Origin of the sequence: Microbulbifer variabilis (assembly GCF_020524905.1) — a bacterium.
GTDB lineage: Bacteria > Pseudomonadota > Gammaproteobacteria > Pseudomonadales > Cellvibrionaceae > Microbulbifer > Microbulbifer variabilis_A.
Genome location: NZ_JAIVKI010000004.1, coordinates 178,840 through 195,361, shown reverse-complemented (window position 1 = coordinate 195,361; position 16,522 = coordinate 178,840). Strand labels below are relative to the sequence as shown.

At 52.0% G+C, this 16,522-nt stretch carries 20 protein-coding genes; 7 read left to right on the top strand and 13 right to left on the bottom strand.

The features are described from left to right. The first annotated feature begins 34 nt into the window (after window positions 1–34). Window positions 35–568, top strand: a complete 534-nt coding sequence (msrB, locus tag LC073_RS07585) for a peptide-methionine (R)-S-oxide reductase MsrB (protein WP_226645711.1) — start codon at window positions 35–37, stop codon at window positions 566–568. 150 nt (window positions 569–718) lie between these two features. On the opposite strand, the gene yjgA is transcribed toward msrB, so the two are convergent. The 12 genes from yjgA to LC073_RS07525 all read right to left on the bottom strand — a co-directional run bounded on the left by yjgA (window position 719) and on the right by LC073_RS07525 (window position 10,134). Then, window positions 719–1,228, bottom strand: coding sequence for a ribosome biogenesis factor YjgA (yjgA, locus tag LC073_RS07580; RefSeq protein WP_226645708.1), 510 nt, complete (start codon window positions 1,226–1,228; stop codon window positions 719–721). Between the two features lie 64 nt (window positions 1,229–1,292). After that, window positions 1,293–2,660 carry a magnesium transporter gene (gene mgtE / locus LC073_RS07575; protein WP_413231438.1) on the bottom strand — a complete coding sequence of 456 codons (1,368 nt, stop codon included), beginning with the start codon at window positions 2,658–2,660 and terminating at the stop codon, window positions 1,293–1,295. A 106-nt stretch (window positions 2,661–2,766) separates the two neighbouring features. Further along, window positions 2,767–3,036: an HPr family phosphocarrier protein gene (locus tag LC073_RS07570; RefSeq protein ID WP_226645705.1), complete on the bottom strand. Its 270-nt coding sequence runs from the start codon at window positions 3,034–3,036 to the stop codon at window positions 2,767–2,769. Window positions 3,037–3,056: 20 nt separating this feature from the next. Next, on the bottom strand, window positions 3,057–3,917 hold the full coding sequence (rapZ, locus tag LC073_RS07565; RefSeq protein ID WP_226645703.1) for an RNase adapter RapZ: 861 nt from the start codon (window positions 3,915–3,917) through the stop codon (window positions 3,057–3,059). A 133-nt stretch (window positions 3,918–4,050) separates the two neighbouring features. After that, the gene (gene ptsN, locus LC073_RS07560) at window positions 4,051–4,512 is read right to left on the bottom strand and encodes a PTS IIA-like nitrogen regulatory protein PtsN (RefSeq protein WP_226645701.1); all 462 of its coding nucleotides are present in this window, start codon (window positions 4,510–4,512) and stop codon (window positions 4,051–4,053) included. Between the two features lie 3 nt (window positions 4,513–4,515). Next, a complete protein-coding gene (hpf, locus tag LC073_RS07555) occupies window positions 4,516–4,806 on the bottom strand; it encodes a ribosome hibernation-promoting factor, HPF/YfiA family (RefSeq protein WP_226645699.1) in 291 nt (96 codons plus the stop codon). 181 nt (window positions 4,807–4,987) lie between these two features. Then, on the bottom strand, window positions 4,988–6,445 hold the full coding sequence (locus tag LC073_RS07550; RefSeq protein ID WP_226645697.1) for an RNA polymerase factor sigma-54: 1,458 nt from the start codon (window positions 6,443–6,445) through the stop codon (window positions 4,988–4,990). Between the two features lie 193 nt (window positions 6,446–6,638). Next, on the bottom strand, window positions 6,639–7,364 hold the full coding sequence (lptB, locus tag LC073_RS07545) for an LPS export ABC transporter ATP-binding protein (protein ID WP_226645694.1): 726 nt from the start codon (window positions 7,362–7,364) through the stop codon (window positions 6,639–6,641). 86 nt (window positions 7,365–7,450) lie between these two features. Beyond that, window positions 7,451–8,008 carry a lipopolysaccharide transport periplasmic protein LptA gene (gene lptA, locus LC073_RS07540; RefSeq protein ID WP_226645691.1) on the bottom strand — a complete coding sequence of 186 codons (558 nt, stop codon included), beginning with the start codon at window positions 8,006–8,008 and terminating at the stop codon, window positions 7,451–7,453. Next, window positions 7,995–8,561 (bottom strand): LPS export ABC transporter periplasmic protein LptC, encoded by a 567-nt coding sequence (gene lptC / locus LC073_RS07535; protein ID WP_226645687.1) that lies wholly within the window; start codon window positions 8,559–8,561, stop codon window positions 7,995–7,997. The genes lptA and lptC overlap by 14 nt, the downstream gene beginning before the upstream one ends. Beyond that, the gene (locus LC073_RS07530) at window positions 8,561–9,100 is read right to left on the bottom strand and encodes a KdsC family phosphatase (RefSeq protein ID WP_226645684.1); all 540 of its coding nucleotides are present in this window, start codon (window positions 9,098–9,100) and stop codon (window positions 8,561–8,563) included. The genes lptC and LC073_RS07530 overlap by 1 nt, the downstream gene beginning before the upstream one ends. A 62-nt stretch (window positions 9,101–9,162) precedes the next feature. Then, the gene (locus LC073_RS07525) at window positions 9,163–10,134 is read right to left on the bottom strand and encodes a KpsF/GutQ family sugar-phosphate isomerase (protein WP_226645681.1); all 972 of its coding nucleotides are present in this window, start codon (window positions 10,132–10,134) and stop codon (window positions 9,163–9,165) included. A 404-nt stretch (window positions 10,135–10,538) separates the two neighbouring features. Between LC073_RS07525 and LC073_RS07520 the strand changes: the two genes are divergently transcribed. The 6 genes from LC073_RS07520 to LC073_RS07495 all read left to right on the top strand — a co-directional run bounded on the left by LC073_RS07520 (window position 10,539) and on the right by LC073_RS07495 (window position 16,041). Continuing rightward, window positions 10,539–11,192, top strand: a complete 654-nt coding sequence (locus LC073_RS07520) for a phospholipid-binding protein MlaC (RefSeq protein WP_226645679.1) — start codon at window positions 10,539–10,541, stop codon at window positions 11,190–11,192. Window positions 11,193–11,279: 87 nt separating this feature from the next. Continuing rightward, window positions 11,280–11,513 (top strand): BolA family protein, encoded by a 234-nt coding sequence (locus tag LC073_RS07515; RefSeq protein WP_226645676.1) that lies wholly within the window; start codon window positions 11,280–11,282, stop codon window positions 11,511–11,513. A gap of 42 nt (window positions 11,514–11,555) precedes the next feature. Continuing rightward, on the top strand, window positions 11,556–12,818 hold the full coding sequence (gene murA / locus LC073_RS07510) for a UDP-N-acetylglucosamine 1-carboxyvinyltransferase (protein WP_226645673.1): 1,263 nt from the start codon (window positions 11,556–11,558) through the stop codon (window positions 12,816–12,818). A gap of 59 nt (window positions 12,819–12,877) precedes the next feature. Next, window positions 12,878–13,513 carry an ATP phosphoribosyltransferase gene (gene hisG / locus LC073_RS07505; RefSeq protein WP_226645670.1) on the top strand — a complete coding sequence of 212 codons (636 nt, stop codon included), beginning with the start codon at window positions 12,878–12,880 and terminating at the stop codon, window positions 13,511–13,513. A 14-nt stretch (window positions 13,514–13,527) separates the two neighbouring features. Then, the gene (hisD, locus tag LC073_RS07500) at window positions 13,528–14,835 is read left to right on the top strand and encodes a histidinol dehydrogenase (protein ID WP_226645667.1); all 1,308 of its coding nucleotides are present in this window, start codon (window positions 13,528–13,530) and stop codon (window positions 14,833–14,835) included. Window positions 14,836–14,877: 42 nt separating this feature from the next. Then, the gene (locus tag LC073_RS07495) at window positions 14,878–16,041 is read left to right on the top strand and encodes a hypothetical protein (RefSeq protein ID WP_226645664.1); all 1,164 of its coding nucleotides are present in this window, start codon (window positions 14,878–14,880) and stop codon (window positions 16,039–16,041) included. An 18-nt stretch (window positions 16,042–16,059) separates the two neighbouring features. Here LC073_RS07495 and LC073_RS07490 read toward each other — a convergent pair whose 3' ends face one another. Next, the gene (locus LC073_RS07490; RefSeq protein ID WP_226645662.1) at window positions 16,060–16,503 is read right to left on the bottom strand and encodes a nuclear transport factor 2 family protein; all 444 of its coding nucleotides are present in this window, start codon (window positions 16,501–16,503) and stop codon (window positions 16,060–16,062) included. Window positions 16,504–16,522 lie beyond the last annotated feature (19 nt).

Genomic DNA, 16,522 nt, shown 5'->3' with positions numbered 1-16,522 from the left:
AGGTGGTGACCTATTGAGGACAGGAGTTTGCAATATGGTGAAGTCTTCGGCCCTATGGCCCCTGGTGGCGTTAATCCTGGTTTTATCGGCCTGCTCAGAAGCCGATGACCAGAGAATTCAAAATATGACATTGGCGGAAGCCAAGACGCGTATCGCTGAGGGCAAAGGCCTGGAGCAGATTCCCAAGTCGTTGTGGAAACAGTTACTTCCTGAAGACCGATTCAAGGTTCTTTGGAAGGGGGATACTGAGCGGGCTTTTAGCGGCGAGCTGTTATACAACGAAAAAGAGGGGGTCTACATCACCGCAGGTTGTCGTTTACCGGTATTCAGTTCCAAGCACAAATTTAAATCGGGTACCGGCTGGCCGAGTTTTTGGGATGTAGCTTACCCGCAAAATGTCGTATTAAAAGACGATTTCAGCTGGGGCCTTAGGCGTACAGAAGTTTTATCGAAGTGCGGTGAGCACCTGGGACATGTTTTTAAGGACGGTCCCCCCCCGACAAATTTGAGGTATTGCCTGAATTCTCTGGCCCTGGATTTTGAGCCTGCAGCGGGACTAGAACAGTAACTGACTGGACTTATAGCCAAATTGGGCAGAGGTGAAAAAGAACGGAATTTTTCTAACAACGCTTACCGATGGATAGATTGGTTTTAACATTAGCCAATAAGATTTTTGGGCGGTGCTAGGCCGCCCAAGTAGTGTAATGGTGATTTTTGATTACGGTGAAGACTGAATAAAGTAATCCCGCAGGTAGCGGAACAGCTTGCGTTGATTGCTGGGGGGCTTACTATTTTTGATTTCGCGCAGGGAGTCGCGTACGAGTTGACGTAGTTGTTGGTGGTCTATCTGGGGATATTGATCAAACAAGGCACCCTGGGCACTGTTACCTTCTTCAAGCAAACGCCTGCGCCAGTCTTCTGCCATTTTGTCAAAGCGTAGGTGCTGTTGGTCCCGTTCTTTGAATTTATCCAGTACGGCTTCAATGGCCTCGTGGTCGGCACTGCGCATCAGTTTGCCGATATATTGTATTTGACGGCGGCGCGCCTCGTTAGACTTGATTCGTCCCAGAGTATCGATTGCCTCGCGCATATCCTCGTCAATGGGCACTTCGGCGAGCTGGCCTTTCGATAGCTCGGTCAATTGCTTGCCCAGGGCCTGCAACTCGTGCATTTCCTTTTTCACCTGCGTCTTGCTCTTGGGCAGGTCTTCGTCGTCGTATTCGTACATCTGGATTTCCGTGTATAAGTTCCGGGTTGCCCCGGTTCTGTTTGAGCAGGCAGTGTATTGCCTCTCAGCCAAAATGCCAGGTGGCAAGGCCCAGGAAGGACATGAACCCTACCACATCGGTAACGGTTGTTAGTGCGACGCTACCGGCCAATGCCGGATCGATTCGCATTGCCCGCAATACAACCGGTAAAATTGCCCCTGCCATCGCTGCTACGATCAAATTGATGACCATTGCGGCAACAATGATGACTGCAATGGTAATGTCGTCAAACCATAGCGCGGCGATCAGTCCCATAACCAGGGACCATAGCAGGGCGTTTAGAGCTGCTGATCCGAGTTCCCTCGAGAGTAGCCAGCTGAGGTTGCTCTTACCAATCTGCCCCAGCGCCATACCTCTGATCACTACGGTGAGTGTTTGACTGCCAGCCACCCCGCCCATACTCGCGACAATGGGCATCAAAACGGCCAGGGCAACGACCTTATCCAGCGTATTCTGGAACAGGCTGATGACCCAGGAAGCTAACAGGGCAGTAAGTAGGTTGATACCCAGCCACAGGGCGCGTCTTCGCGCAGTGCGTCTAACAGGGGCAAAGGTGTCCTCTTCTTCATCGAGGCCCGCCATGCTCATCAGGGAGTGGTCAGCGCCCTCGCGGATGACGTCGACGACATCATCGATAGTGATTCGACCCAGTAGGCGGTTGTCCTCATCCACTACCGGTGCGGTGATCCAGTCATACTTTTCAAATAACCGTGCCACTTCGGTATCGCGCATATCTGCGGGTATAGGCTCCACATCGGTATTGACCACTTCGCGAACGGTGACAGATGGGTCTGTGGTGAGAAGCTTGGAAAGCGGTAGTAGCCCGATATATTGGCCCTGACGATTGACCACAAACAAACTGTCAGTGGACTCCGGCAGCTGTTCATGGCGGCGCAGGTAGCGCAGCACCACATCCAGACTAAGATTAGGACGCACCGAAATAGTATCGGTGTCCATTAGGCCGCCCGCAGTACGCTCATCGTAAGCGAGAACACTTTCCACCCGCAGGCGGTCGGTTTCGCTCATTGCAGAGAGGACTTCCGAGACCACCCGCTCTGGGAGTTGCTGGAGGATATCGGCGATATCGTCCGCGTCCAGCCCCTCCATGATCTCTACCATCTCCTCGGTATCCATGGTGTCGAGGATCTGGCTGCGCACTTCGTCGGTCAGCTCCTGCAGAACCTCCCCCTCGACATCCCGGTCGATCAGATTCCACAGAACCTGGCGGATACGCGGGGGTGAGCTTTCCAGCAGTTGCGCAATGCTCTGGGGCGTTAGGGTTTTGAGCATGCGCCGGACTTCCTGCCCGGTACCACTATCGAGAGCAGCGAACAACTCACTGAGCTGGTTTTGCGCGCGGAACTTGATTTCGGCTTGGGGTGGGCTGGACACGATAAATCCTTACTGCTCAGCGGTGATTAGGGGGCAGAGGCCACGGAAGGGTTGTGGCGTTTATATACCATGGCGGACTCTATCTACTGCTGGTTGCCTTTGCAAACTACTCGGCTTCGCCGAAGCGCTCTGAGACAAGGGTGCAGAGGGCATCGAGTGCGTCGCTTTCATCACGACCCTCTACTTCCAACTCAAGCTCAGTCCCCTGGCCAGCGGCAAGCAGCATGAGCGCCATCACGCTTTTACCGTCCACGGATCTGTCCCCGCAGTTCACCTTGATATTTGAAGAAAATCGGGCAGAAGTCTGGGCAAATTTACTGGCGGCGCGAGCGTGTAGCCCGAGTTTGTTAATGATGGTGAGGTGCTGCTTTTGCATAGGGGCTTGGGGTGTTTCGACTATCTCTGTTGTTCGCGGTGACGGACTTGAATATTGCCAAATCTGTGGAGGAAAGTTCGAGCCAATTGCTCAACCATATATACCGATCGGTGCCTTCCGCCGGTACAACCAATGGAAATGCAGGTATAGCTGCGGTTGCTCTCTTGGAAGGAGGGCAGCCAGTTCTCTAAAAAGCCTGTGATATCCGCTTCCATCTTGTTGGTTTTTGGATGGGAGCGTAAGAATTCGGCTACTTCAGGGTCCAACCCGGTTTTTTTTCTCAGGCTGGGCTCCCAATAGGGATTAGGCAGACAGCGCAAGTCGAACATCAGGTCGGCATCCACGGGTACCCCATATTTGAAGCCGAATGACTGAAAAAGGATCGCCATTCCCTCTGAGTGTTCACCCACCACTCGGCTTTTAATCAGCTCTCGCAACTCGTGAAGGCTAAGGTTGCTGGTATCGATCACCATATCCGCCATGACTGAGATTGGCGTCAGCAATTCCCTTTCTTGTTTTAAGGCTTCGAGTAAGTGGGTGCAGTCATTGCTGAGGGGGTGTTTTCGGCGGGTCTCACTAAAACGCTGTACCAGGACGGGTTCACGGGCATCCAGGTAGATAATGTCACATCGGACGCCAGTACTGCGCAGGGCTTCAATAACACGTGGAGCCTGCTTGATATCCTGCCAGAGGTTGCGTGCGTCTACCCCCAGAGCCAGGGGAGTGTCCCCTTTTGGGGTTTGTTGCTCAGCCCGTTTAATCAGTTCGGGTAGTAGGCTGATTGGTAGGTTATCAATACAGTTAAAGCCCACATCTTCGAGCAATTGTAGTGCGGAGCTTTTACCGGAGCCTGAGCGGCCGCTGATAATGACCAAGCGCATGGGAACCCCCTCTTTTTAGCTCTTTATACCATTTAATCGTCCAAAAAATGGTGTTTTTATTCCTGTCGGTAATTATAAAAACAGGACTCAGCAGAGTCTCTGTTGCTACCAGAATAAAAGTACAAAACCTGAATCAGGCCGCTGCGGCAGAATCTATGGCTAGGGCGTAGAGCTCGTCACTACTTTCGGCTTTTCTCAACTTGTCCCGGACCTGGCTGTTGGAAAAGAGCGCTGCAATTTCTGCCAGTGTATCCAGGTGTTGTTGTTCTGAATCTTCAGGGACTAGTAAGACAAAGAGCAAGTCGACAGGTTGTCTATCGATAGCGTCGAAATCTATGGCAGGTTCGATTGTGCAAAGCACGCCTATAGGTTGATTACAGCCAGGAAGGCGGCAGTGAGGGATGGCTACACCTTCGCCAATGCCGGTCGAACCCAGGCGCTCTCGAGCTATCAATTGGTTGAATATGGTGTCGGAGTCATGCTGTGGATGTTGTTCGGCGATGGCCTGGGCGATGTTGAGCAGCAATTTCTTTTTGCTGCTCCCCGCCAAGTGGCAAAGGCTGAGGCGGGGAGAGAGTAAAGCTTCCAGTGTCATAGTTCAGCGGTGGTTCTGCAACTTCTCTTTGTGTTTCTTCAGTTGGCGGTCCAACTTGTCTGTAAGCGCATCGATGGCCGCGTACATATCTTTGTCTTCCGAGCCCGCACAGAGGTCGTGACCATTAATATGTACTCGGGCTTCGGCTTTCTGGATCAACTTATCTACAGATAGGATAACTTGCGCGTTGGTTATGTTGTCATAATGCCTTGAGAGCTTTTCCAGCTTGTTCTCACAGTAGTTGCGCATTGGAGAGGTAACATCGACGTGGTGACCACTAATGTTGATCTGCATGGATTTCTCCTTACCAGGTGCATCACAATACGGCGAGCCTCCTTTCGGGTCGCAACCCTACTAGGAAGTGGCCCAGAATGGAAGGATACACTCAAAGTTTGGGGTTCGGTTGCGAAGACGTAGCAACTGGCGCCAGACTATGACCTACTTCGCCTCTTTGGTCGCGACTGGTACGAGTAAATTAAACTAGGCGCTTCCTTTCACTTGAGGAAGGGATACCCATTGATTCGCGATACTTAGCTACTGTGCGACGGGCCACTTGAATGCCCTGCTTGTCCAGTTCTTGGGTGATTTTATTGTCGGATAGTGGCTTGCGAGGCGTTTCTGCTTCAATCAACTTTTTGATCAAGGCGCGAATGGCCGTTGAGGAGGCATCCTCACCGGAGTCTGTGCTCACGTGGCTTGAAAAGAAATACTTGAGTTCAAAGACCCCACGGGGTGTGAGCATGTACTTTTGGGTGGTTACACGGGAGATGGTGGACTCGTGCATACCAATGGACTCGGCCACGTCCGCCAGTACCATGGGACGCATGGCTTCGGGCCCTTCTTCAAAAAAGCCTTGCTGCTTTTCGACAATACAGTTGGCCACTCTTAATAATGTTTCATGGCGACTCTGCAGGCTTTTCATAAACCAGCGAGCTTCCTGCAGATGGTCTCGTAAAAAGTTGTTATCCCTGGAGTTGTCCGCGCGCTTAACCATTGAGGCGTAGTGGCTATTGATTCGAATCTTGGGAGTGATTTCTGCATTCAATTCCACTTGCCAGCGCAGGGCTTTGCGGGAAACGATGATGTCCGGGATCACATAGTCCGGCTCCTGCCCACCAAAGCTCTCTCCCGGATTGGGATTTAACGTCTGGATCAAGCGAATGGCCTCGCCGAGCTGGGCCTCGTTAAGGCGAGTGCGCCGACTCAACTGGCGAAAATCTCTTTTGCCGAGTAAGTCTAAGTATTTTTCAATGATGCTTTGCGCTTGGTCGAGCCATGGGGTAGTTGGCGGCAACTGTTGCAGTTGTAATTGCAGGCACTCTTTTAAATCTCGAGCCCCACAGCCGACGGGTTCGAACTGTTGGATGGTCTTTAAGACCGCAAGGACTTCATCTTCATCTATTGCCAATGAGGAGGCAACATCCTCTACCGAAGTCCCGAGGAGGCCACTGGGGCTTATGCCGTCAATTAGGTTTTCACCAATCCACTTATCCTGCTCGGATAAGGGAGTGAGATTCAGCTGCCAGCGCAGGTGGTCTTGTAAATCTATAGAGGTGGAATTGCGCTCATAGCCGGAGGTTTCCAGCTCGGAATTCCCGCTGTGACTGGTATAGATGTCATCCCATCGGGAGTCGACAGGAAGTTCGTCGGGAATTGCCTGGTCCCAGTCTCCCTCCGCAAGCTCTCGTTCCTCAGCCGCTTGTGATGTGTTGTCCTGCGTCTGCTCTGACTCGTGCTCGGTCAGAGATTGGCCACTCTCTATGTTTGAGGGTTGTTCCTCGCTATCCGCCTCCAGCATTGGATTGCTATCCAGTGCCGCCTGAACCTCTTGCTGTAGGTCGAGGGTAGACAGTTGCAGAAGGCGGATCGCCTGTTGCAACTGGGGGGTCATGGTCAGTTGTGTGCCGAGCTTAAGCTGTAGTGACTGCTTCATAGTGGAGAGCCGCTGGCCGATAAGACCGTGTCTCGATCAATTTTTCCTAAGATGGCGCAGACTACCCCTCCCTATAATTTATTACAAGCAATAAACGTGCCGACTACGAGATGAAGGCTGGGGTCGCAACAGCAGAAGTGTGAGAAATTGAGCTTCTATTGAGAAAATTAAGGATGGAGATTGCCGCTTTATTTTAAATGGTAAACTCATGTCCTAAATAAACTTCCCGGACCTGCTGATTGGCAAGTACATCTTCCGGCGTGCCAGCAGCGATTATGTGGCCCTCGCTGACAATGTAAGCGGTCTCACAAATATCGAGAGTCTCGCGCACATTGTGGTCGGTGATGAGTACTCCTATATCTCGATCTCGCAAGTGGCGGATGATTTCTTTGATATCGTTCACCGATATGGGATCTACCCCTGCAAAGGGCTCATCCAGCAAGACAAAACTGGGATTGGTGGCCAGGGCGCGGGCAATTTCCACTCTGCGGCGCTCGCCCCCGGAGAGTGCCATACCCAAACTGTGTTCAATATGGGTAATGTTAAATTCTTCGAGTAGGGATTGAGCCTGTTGCTGTCGTTCGGCTCGCGAGAGGTCTTTGCGGGTTTCTAGGATGGCAAGAATATTGTCTTTTACACTCAGGCGGCGGAATACGGAAGCCTCTTGGGGCAGGTAGCCGATGCCTTTACGTGCGCGCCCGTGCATCGACAGCCGGGTAATATCTTCATTGTCGATCATCACCCTTCCTGCATCGGCCTGAACCAATCCGGCAATCATATAGAAGCAGGTGGTTTTTCCAGCGCCGTTGGGGCCGAGAAGGCCGACAACCTGCCCACTGGAAACACTGACGGTGACATCCTGGACAACTTTTCTTTTTTTATACTGTTTCGCGAGGTGTAACGCTTTGAGCGTTGGCATATTGTGTACCGAAATCTATCCATGCCGCGGGCAGAGTGATGCCCGCCGGTGCAAATAATATCTGTTGCTTGATGCCTGAGTGGCAGTTAGGGGTTTTGCTGCTCTTGGTTGTCACTGGCGCCTTGTGGATTCTCTTTTTTCTCGGGCTTCCATGTCATTTCTACGCGCCCTTTACCTGTTTGGCCTTTGGCACTCATTTGTTCCGTAGTGAGGTCGTAATCAATTTTTTCCGCTGCCAGTGTGTTGCCTTCACGATCAACATGAGCTTTACCTGTAAGTTGCAGCTCTTCAGAGCCCACCTGGTAAACAATACGCTGGGCTCTGGCCTTCACAGGGTTCTCGCCTTGAAGAATTTTTTGTTGGAAATGTGCAGGCTTGCCTACAGCTACGACGCGACTGATTTCTTTTTCTGGAGTGAAGTAAACTTCTACGCGGTCGGCCTGAATTTTCAAAGAGCCCTGGGTTATAACAACGTTTTTGTTATATACCACTAAGTTATTATTGAGGCCTGCATTCATTGCATCAGAACTGATGTTGATCCGCTGTTGGCGATCTTCGGGCAGTGCAACAGCCACTGAGGCTGTGAGCGCCAGCGCTGCAATAGCGGAGATTTTGAACAGTTGGCTGTATTTAGTCAGTGTCATAGATGCTCTTTACGTCAGATAGGATTTCCATCCGGTCTTCATTCAGGTAAGCGCGCATACCCTTCCCCGTGGTGCGGTTAGGGCCAGAGCTAATAGTAACAACTTTGTCTGTCTCGGCGAATTCCTTCGCGGGCAGAATCGTAATGCTTGATGTTTCCAATTTGATACCGCCAGGGGCGGGTAGTTCATCAATTACCACATCGCCACTCAGGACTAATCGTTCACCACGGTTGTAAGCGACTCCCTGGCGGGACTCAGTACGCCATTTCGGCTGGTCATCCTCGTAAAAGAGCATGCGGGGTTCCGCCAGATCCGCTCGGTCGCGAAGTTTAAATTGGTAGTAGGTTATCTGATCCGCGTCTACCCGGTAGGCTAGGTTTCCTTCCTCATTAAAGTGTCGTGTCTTGGCATTTCGGATGATCATTTCTGCAGCCTTGTCATACTGCTCGGGTGTTGGGGATATCCCCAGCAGCTGATTTGGAGGGCTTTCCGATAGCCATAGGCCAACACTGATTAGCGATACAACTAATAGCAGCGGCAGCCAGGTGCGCATTATTGCTCTCCAATATAGGGGGCAAGGGCCGAGTCAAATGTTCCCTGCGCCTTCATAATTCGATCACAAACTTCGCGCACAGCGCCTTCTCCGCCGCGGGCTTGGGTTGTCCACAAAGCGCGTTCTCTGACTGGGATCGCAGCATTGGGTGGGGCTATGGGACAGCCGATACGGGTCATCACCAGCAGGTCTGGATAGTCATCACCGATGTAGGCGATATCTTCCAGGCGGCAGGGCTCATCGGCCAAAAGTTCCTGTAGCGCGGTAAATTTGTCTTCGCGTCCCTGAATCAGTTTACTGATTCCCAAGTCGTGAGCGCGGCGTTCCACTACGGAGCTGCGACGCCCTGTAATAATGGCTACGCGAACCCCGGAATTTTGCAGCATCTTAATACCGTGTCCGTCGAGGGTATTAAAGGTTTTCAGCTCATTGCCATTATTGTCGAAATAGAGTTTGCCGTCGGTGAGGACGCCATCTACATCCAACACCAACCAGCGTACTTTCTGCAGGGCAGCGCTTATTTCTTTTTCAGAAACCACCAGAGTTATCCTTACTTGCTGACTACAGGGCGGCAATTTGCCCTGCAAATCGTTTGATTATCTCAGATTACGCCGGCGCGGAGTATATCGTGCATATGTAAAACGCCGATGGGGAAGTGAGCTTCATCCTCTACGACAAGGGCGGTGATTTTGTAATCTTCCATAATACGCAGTGCTTCCGCAGCCAGGGTCTCGGCGGATACCGTTTTAGGACGGCGGCTCATCACTTGATCCATAGTGGCTTTATCCAGCTCAATCTTATGGTCGATCACACGGCGCAAGTCACCGTCGGTAAATACACCAAGCAGTTCTCCCTTGGCGTCGACAATGGTGGTCATACCAAATCCTTTGCTGGTCATCTCCAGCAAGGCCTTGGACAGCAGAGTGTCTGGTTGGACCTGGGGCAGCTCTTCCCCTGCATGCATGACATCTTCCACCTTGAGCAGTAGGCGTCGGCCAAGTGCTCCACCTGGATGGGAGAAGGCAAAGTCTTCGGCGGTAAATCCCCTTGCTTCAAGCAAGGCTACTGCCAGTGCGTCGCCCATGACCAGGGTGACGGTAGTTGAGGAGGTTGGTGCCAGATTGAGAGGGCAGGCCTCAGTCTCCACTGAAATATCCAAATTGACCTCTGCTGCTTGTGCCAAAGGGGAGTCAGTCTTGCCTGTCATGCTGATCATGGGGATGCTCAGGCGCTTTAGCAGTGGCAGTAAAGTCAGTACCTCAGCGGAAGAGCCCGAGTTGGAGATGGCGATCACTAGATCGTCGCGAGTGATCATTCCCAGATCGCCGTGGCTTGCTTCTCCGGGATGTACGAAGAAACTCGGGGTGCCTGTACTGGCGAGGGTTGCCGCTATTTTCCTCCCAATATGCCCGGATTTGCCCATGCCTGTTACGATGGTGCGACCGGGGCATTGCAGAATCATCTCACAGGCGCGATGGAAGTTGCCGTTGATCCTTTGTTCCAGTGCGGCGACAGCTTCCGTTTCCATGCGAACGGTACGTCGCCCAGCCTGCAATATTAAATCCTGGTTCATTGGGTGCCTCTGGTAACTGACTTCTAATTAAATAACTTCTGATTTTATAAACTATCTTTGGTGGTTTTCTCCGCCCAGCAGAATGCCGGCGTCTTGCTTTTTGTTTACCACGGCAGCTGCTGTGGTTGTCGTGCTAATCTGTATACGATACGTGGTACTTACACCTACACCTTTATGGGCATGTAAGAACTCTGGGCGCTAGCCGAAGTGCCAAATGACACGCTCGTACATTGCCACACCACCGGGCGCGGTCATGGTATAGTCTGCCGCCGCTGCTGTCAGCTATGTCACTCAGTGGATGAACGACAAATCCCCACTCCCGGGGGAAGATGCCAGCAGTCTCGTCATGGCACTTATTTACGCTGTGTGCGTCCAAGGAATGATTTGCTAATTGGAGAGTATTTGTGAATACATCATTTTGGATTGGTCGGTACGGTTTTTCCCGATGGCTAAGATTTGTACTTTGCGCAGTATTGGTATCTGCTGTGGTCCCCGCTGCGAATGCCGATCAAAACCCTTATGTAATGATTGAGGGGGTTTCCCAAGAATTGTTGAGTGTCATTCGCTCAAATGCCCAATATGCCAATTCCGACCCGCAGAGATATTACAGTGCTGTTGAGGGTGTGCTGACCCCAGTGGTGGATTTTGATTTTATTGCACGCGGTGTTATGGGGCGTTATGCCAAGCAGGCTACTGCGACTCAACGCTCACGTTTTGCCAGCACTTTCCGCCGGGACCTAGTGGCAACATTTGCTCGCGGTGTAGCAAATTTTGGCGACCTAGATGTGAAAGTGGTAAACCCTGGGACTTTGCCCAGCGGTAACCGGGTTAACGTTTTGCAGGAAGTGCGCAGCAAAGAGGGTATCACCAAAGTCTCCTATACCCTGGTGCGCAATCGGGCCGGTGAGTGGAAACTGATCAACGTTATCTTAAATGGTGTCAATCTGGGTAAGACTTTCCGCAGTCAGTTTTCCCAGTCTATGCAGTCTTATGGGGATATCGAAAAGGTAATCTCCAATTGGTCTGCAGGACAGGATGTAGCCGATAAAGTGAGCTAGTCGGCGAACTTTAGGGTGCGCAGCTGCGCACCCTCCTCGATTCAAGTACACTTGCGTGCTGTTTTTCAACTAACGCAAATCCCACCTATGCAACCAGATGAAATCAAAGCCCTCATTGAGGGTCATATCCCCGAGAGTAATGTCGACGTCACCTTTGAAGGTAGCCACCTGTTGGTAACAGTGGTGAGCAGAGCTTTCGAAGGTTTGAGCCGCTTAAAAAAGCAACAGCTGGTTTATGCGGCGCTAAATGACAAAATTGCCGATGGCACTTTGCATGCCGTGCAAATGCAGACCCTTACTCCAGAAGAAGCCAGCCGATAATCTGTCGCCTGTATCCAGGCGACCCCCGAAATACGAGACCGAATGGATAAGTTAATAATAGAGGGTGGTAGCCCAATTTCCGGCACCTTGCGAATTTCTGGTGCAAAGAATTCCGCACTGCCAATATTGGCCGCAGCGCTTTTGGCCGATGGTCCGGTACATATTCACAATCTGCCACACCTTAATGACATCACCACGATGATTACCCTGCTGCGCTGTATGGGGTGTGATATCACGGTTGATGAGAAGCTGGGTGTTGAAATAGACCCCCGTTCGGTCAACGATCTGACGGCGCCCTATGAGTTGGTAAAAACCATGCGCGCCTCGATCTTGGTGTTGGGCCCCTTGCTCGCCCGCCATGGTGTAGCTAATGTCTCTTTCCCCGGTGGCTGTGCTATTGGCAGCCGTCCAGTGGATATCCACTTGAAAGGTTTAGAGGCGATGGGCGCCGAAATAACGATTGATGGTGGCTTTATCCGGGCCCGCTCTAACGGCCGTCTAAAAGGCGCCAATATCGTTATGGAGAAGGTCACTGTTGGCGGTACGGAAAACCTGCTAATGGCCGCGGTTTTAGCGGAGGGCACTACAGTACTGCACAATGCGGCACGTGAACCCGAAATCGTCGATCTGGCGGAATTCCTGATTGCCATGGGTGCTCAGATAGAAGGCGTTGGTACTGACACCATGCGTATTCACGGTGTTCCCAAGCTGGCTCCATGTACCTTCACCGTTATGCCGGATCGTATCGAGACCGGTACTTTCCTCGCAGCGGCGGCTGCAGCTCGCGGCAAGGTCCGCCTTCTGCATACCCGCGCGGATATCCTCGATGCGGTACTGGTGAAGTTTGAAGAGGCGGGTGCACACCTGAGCTGTGGTGATGACTGGATTGAGTTGGATATGAAGGGTAACCGTCCAAAGGCGGTCAGCTTCCGTACTGCACCATACCCGGCGTTTCCCACTGATATGCAGTCGCAGTTTACCGCTATGAACGCCGTCGCAGAAGGTAAGGGCGCGGTGGTGGAGACCATTTTTGAGAACCGCCTGATACAGGTACACGAGTTGAATCGTATGGGCGCTGATATCACCCTTGAGGGCAATACGGCGTTTGTCACCGGTGTCGAAAAGCTAAAAGGGGCCCCCGTGATGGCTTCCGATTTACGCGCTTCGGCCAGTTTGGTGATTGCGGGAATGGTGGCTGAAGGTACTACCATTGTTGACCGTATTTACCATATTGACCGGGGTTATGAGTGTATCGAGGAAAAATTACAGCAGCTGGGGGCGAATATTCGCCGAGTGCCCGGTTAGCAAGTTGAAGCGGCCGTCACTTTACCGGGGCGGCCCTCGAAAATAAACCGGCTTTAATAATGACTATGCAAATCACCATCGCCCTGACTAAAGGGCGCATCCTGCAAGAAACCCTACCTTTGCTTGCGGCAGCGGGCCTGGAACCACTTGAAGATCTGGGGAAAAGTCGCAAACTCATTTTTCCCACCAACTGTGAGGGAGTGCGATTGCTCCTCCTGCGCGGTGTTGATGTCCCCACTTATGTGCAGCATGGCGCCGCCGATATGGGTGTTGCCGGCAAGGATACCCTGCTAGAACATCGCGCCGATGGTATCTATGAGCCGCTGGACTTGGGTATCGCGCGCTGCCGCCTGATGACCGCGGGAGTGAAGGGGGCTGCTCTGCCAGCGGGACGGATCAAAGTGGCGACGAAATTTGTTGAGAGCGCCAAACGACATTATGCGGCTCAAGGGCGGCAGGCGGATATTATTAAGTTGTATGGTGCCATGGAGCTAGCACCGCTGATGGATCTGGCCGATGAGATTGTGGATATTGTCGATAGCGGTAATACCTTAAAGGCCAATGGTCTTGAGGCTCGCGAAATGATTGCACATATCAGTAGTCGCTTGATCGTCAATAAAGCTGCGATGAAGATGAAATATCAGCCCATTAGTGAATTAATCGAAAAATTATCGGCGGCTGTCGCGCAAAACTAGAAGATTTTGAAGTTATGACTGGCAATGTTATTCGTCGGCTGAATGCCTCTGACACAGATTTTGATGGGCATCTAGAGCAGTTACTGGCCTGGGAGACTGTGGCCAATGAGCAGGTAGAGGCGACAGTCGCAAAGATCCTGCAGCAGGTGCGCACTCATGGTGATGCTGCAGTTATCGAATATACCAATCACTTTGACCGTCGAAACCTTATTCGGGCAGAAGACTTTTTAGTATCGCCGCAGGTGCTGCATGAGGCCCTCGCCCGAATTGATGCTGAGGAGCGCGAAGCCCTGGAAATCTCCGCCCGGCGTGTGCGTGAATATCACGAGCATCAAAAACAGGAGTCCTGGCGTTATACCGAGGAAGATGGCACGGTACTTGGTCAACAGATTACCCCAATGGAACGCGTTGGCATCTATGTGCCTGGCGGTAAAGCTAGCTATCCGTCTTCGGTATTAATGAATGCTATTCCGGCCAAGGTTGCCGGCGTGGATTCAGTGACCATGGTGGTCCCGGCTCCCGAGGGGGAAATCAGTGACTTGGTTTTGGCCGCAGCGGCTATAGCGGGGGTAGATCGAGTGCTTACCATCGGTGGCGCACAAGCGGTAGCAGCGCTGGCCTATGGCACCGAGACAATTGCCTCGGTGGATAAGATAGTTGGCCCCGGCAATATTTATGTGGCTAGCGCTAAACGTGCGGTCTTTGGTCATGTGGCAATCGATATGATCGCCGGACCCTCGGAAATTTTGGTTATTTGTGATGGTGCTACCGATCCAGACTGGATCGCAATGGATCTGTTGTCCCAGGCCGAGCACGATGAACAGGCACAATCCATATTGTTATGCCCCGATGCTGAATTTCTCGATGCGGTTGAGTCATCTCTGCAGCGTCAGCTGGCTGAATTGCCTCGCGCATCAATAGCGGCCAAGTCTCTTCTCGATCGCGGTGCTTTGATCCTGGTGGATTCCCTTGAGCAGGCGCTGAAAATTTCCAACCGAATTGCTCCAGAACATTTGGAGGTTTCCGTAGCTGATCCGGAGCCTCTACTGCCGAAAATTCGCCATGCCGGTGCGATTTTCCTGGGCCGCTATACTGCAGAAGCTCTGGGGGACTATTGTGCTGGCCCCAACCATGTATTACCTACCAGCGGTACAGCACGATTCTCTTCGCCCTTGGGTGTTTACGATTTTCAGAAGCGCAGTTCGATTATTTTTTGTTCTCCGCAAGGTGCCGACCAGCTCGGACGTGTGGCCGCCACTCTCGCACGGGGTGAGGGGTTGGAAGCCCATGCCCGCTCTGCCGCCTTTCGGATCAGGAAGTAAACGTTCATCTTGTTGCGGTATCAGGCACCAGTAAGGCACATCATGCGAAAACTATTTCTGTGTTTGGCGGCTCTGTCGTTGGTTGGCTGTGCGAACACTGATCAATATAACGTTACAGAGTATGCGCAGGCGGAGCAAAGTCTTCCCTCCTTATCACTCTTTGCCAAGATGCCCGAAGAGGATTTCGAACGTCGCTGCAATGACTATTCTGAAAGCTCTCTACTCAAGCACTGCCAATACGATGTCGTGGATTACACGGAATTGTTTTCTGAGTTGGAGACCTCCACCGTCTTTCAGTCTGTGCATTTCGGCAATGACGATGTTCCCTATCAACTACTGGTAAGTTCAGCTGGATATTCCGAAGAAGGTATAGAGGAAATCGGAGAAGCGGTGATTGCTGGGGCCACCATGATGCTGGCACCGGTGCGAACTACCCGGGACATCCAGGTAAGTGCAATCCTGACTTGGCATGGCCTGCCTTTAAAGCGTTACCAGCTTGAATTTCCGTTCACAACAACAGTGAGCCTGTTTAGCTCTCCTGCCAGCGCGAAGCGAGATTTAGCCAAGGTGGTGGCAGCCCAGTTGATATCCCAGTTGCAGAACGATAGGGCAATGGAGCCGGAATATCTCTATCAGTCAATTGGGGCGAGTGATTACCATACAGCTCTTAATTTGCCTGAGTCGGTCGGCGAGTATGTGAGCAATCCGTTAGTGCTTGCCAGCCATCCTTTATTTGGTGCCCAAACGCGCTACGTGCATCGCCAGTTTCAGTTCGACTCGGTCGATGTGTTTGTCTACCCAATCCCAAATTGGGAATGGGGGGATATGCAGCTGGCACAGGTGCGGGAGTTGGATAGAGTTCGCCAGGAACTGTATTTGGTGGAGAAAGAGGCCCAGTGGCAGGCGCTGGATCTCAACGAGGAGGCCTCTGAAATTTGGCGTGTACAGGGGCAGGATCTACCTGTAACCAGGCTTTCAGGTTATTTTCTTGCCGCAGACGGGGAGCGCTTTGATACCCACACCTATTTATTTGTCCGTCAGGATAAATTTATCAAGGTGCGAGCCTCTTTTTCCGGAGAGGGGAGAGGTAGGGAAGAAGTCGAAGCTTTTGCGCGGGGATTAATTGCCCAGGCGAATGTTCCCAGTGAGTCTCGCTTTATGGCCAATGTTCGTGAGAGCTGGCGCGAGAGGCAGGCCGGGAACTAGCCTGGCCCGCGCAGTTCACTAATTTTTTGGCTTGCTCTCTTCTTCGGGAATTTGGGTTGCCTGCCAGGCGAGTACATACCAATCTCCCTGGCGTTTTACAAAGGTGCCCGTGTTGAAGTAATAATTTTTCTCCCCTTTGTCGCTATCGTTGGCTACCAATTTGAATGCCACTACTGCCGTATCTCCCAGCAGGCGGATATCGACATCTTCGGCAGCGTAACTCACTGTCATCGGCTCATCTGCGGCCGTTTCCATACCCTGCATGATTTGCTCTTTGCCAAATCGCTTGCCTGCAGAGCTGGTGTAAATAAGGTCCTCGGCCCAAAAGCGTTGATGAGCTTCTGCACTACTGGCGGCATTGTCGATAAAGTGGTGCAGTAGTTTCTGGAGATCTTCCCTGTCATCGGCTCTAGACTGCCCCGCTGCCAATACTAGGAGAAGGGATAGCATGATTGCGCGCATAACTTGGCTTCCTTGTTTC

Bases quoted from the DNA above. Each gene is read 5' to 3' on its own strand.
- lptA (WP_226645691.1), bottom strand. From the start codon at position 8,008: ATGACACTGACTAAATACAGCCAACTGTTCAAAATCTCCGCTATTGCA.
- LC073_RS07570 (WP_226645705.1), bottom strand. From the start codon at position 3,036: ATGCAAAAGCAGCACCTCACCATCATTAACAAACTCGGGCTACACGCT.
- LC073_RS07495 (WP_226645664.1), top strand. From the start codon at position 14,878: ATGCGAAAACTATTTCTGTGTTTGGCGGCTCTGTCGTTGGTTGGCTGT.
- hisD (WP_226645667.1), top strand. From the start codon at position 13,528: ATGACTGGCAATGTTATTCGTCGGCTGAATGCCTCTGACACAGATTTT.
- LC073_RS07550 (WP_226645697.1), bottom strand. From the start codon at position 6,445: ATGAAGCAGTCACTACAGCTTAAGCTCGGCACACAACTGACCATGACC.
- LC073_RS07515 (WP_226645676.1), top strand. From the start codon at position 11,280: ATGCAACCAGATGAAATCAAAGCCCTCATTGAGGGTCATATCCCCGAG.
- yjgA (WP_226645708.1), bottom strand. From the start codon at position 1,228: ATGTACGAATACGACGACGAAGACCTGCCCAAGAGCAAGACGCAGGTG.
- LC073_RS07490 (WP_226645662.1), bottom strand. From the start codon at position 16,503: ATGCGCGCAATCATGCTATCCCTTCTCCTAGTATTGGCAGCGGGGCAG.
- lptB (WP_226645694.1), bottom strand. From the start codon at position 7,364: ATGCCAACGCTCAAAGCGTTACACCTCGCGAAACAGTATAAAAAAAGA.
- rapZ (WP_226645703.1), bottom strand. From the start codon at position 3,917: ATGCGCTTGGTCATTATCAGCGGCCGCTCAGGCTCCGGTAAAAGCTCC.
- lptC (WP_226645687.1), bottom strand. From the start codon at position 8,561: ATGCGCACCTGGCTGCCGCTGCTATTAGTTGTATCGCTAATCAGTGTT.
- hisG (WP_226645670.1), top strand. From the start codon at position 12,878: ATGACTATGCAAATCACCATCGCCCTGACTAAAGGGCGCATCCTGCAA.
- hpf (WP_226645699.1), bottom strand. From the start codon at position 4,806: ATGCAGATCAACATTAGTGGTCACCACGTCGATGTTACCTCTCCAATG.
- msrB (WP_226645711.1), top strand. From the start codon at position 35: ATGGTGAAGTCTTCGGCCCTATGGCCCCTGGTGGCGTTAATCCTGGTT.
- murA (WP_226645673.1), top strand. From the start codon at position 11,556: ATGGATAAGTTAATAATAGAGGGTGGTAGCCCAATTTCCGGCACCTTG.
- LC073_RS07525 (WP_226645681.1), bottom strand. From the start codon at position 10,134: ATGAACCAGGATTTAATATTGCAGGCTGGGCGACGTACCGTTCGCATG.
- ptsN (WP_226645701.1), bottom strand. From the start codon at position 4,512: ATGACACTGGAAGCTTTACTCTCTCCCCGCCTCAGCCTTTGCCACTTG.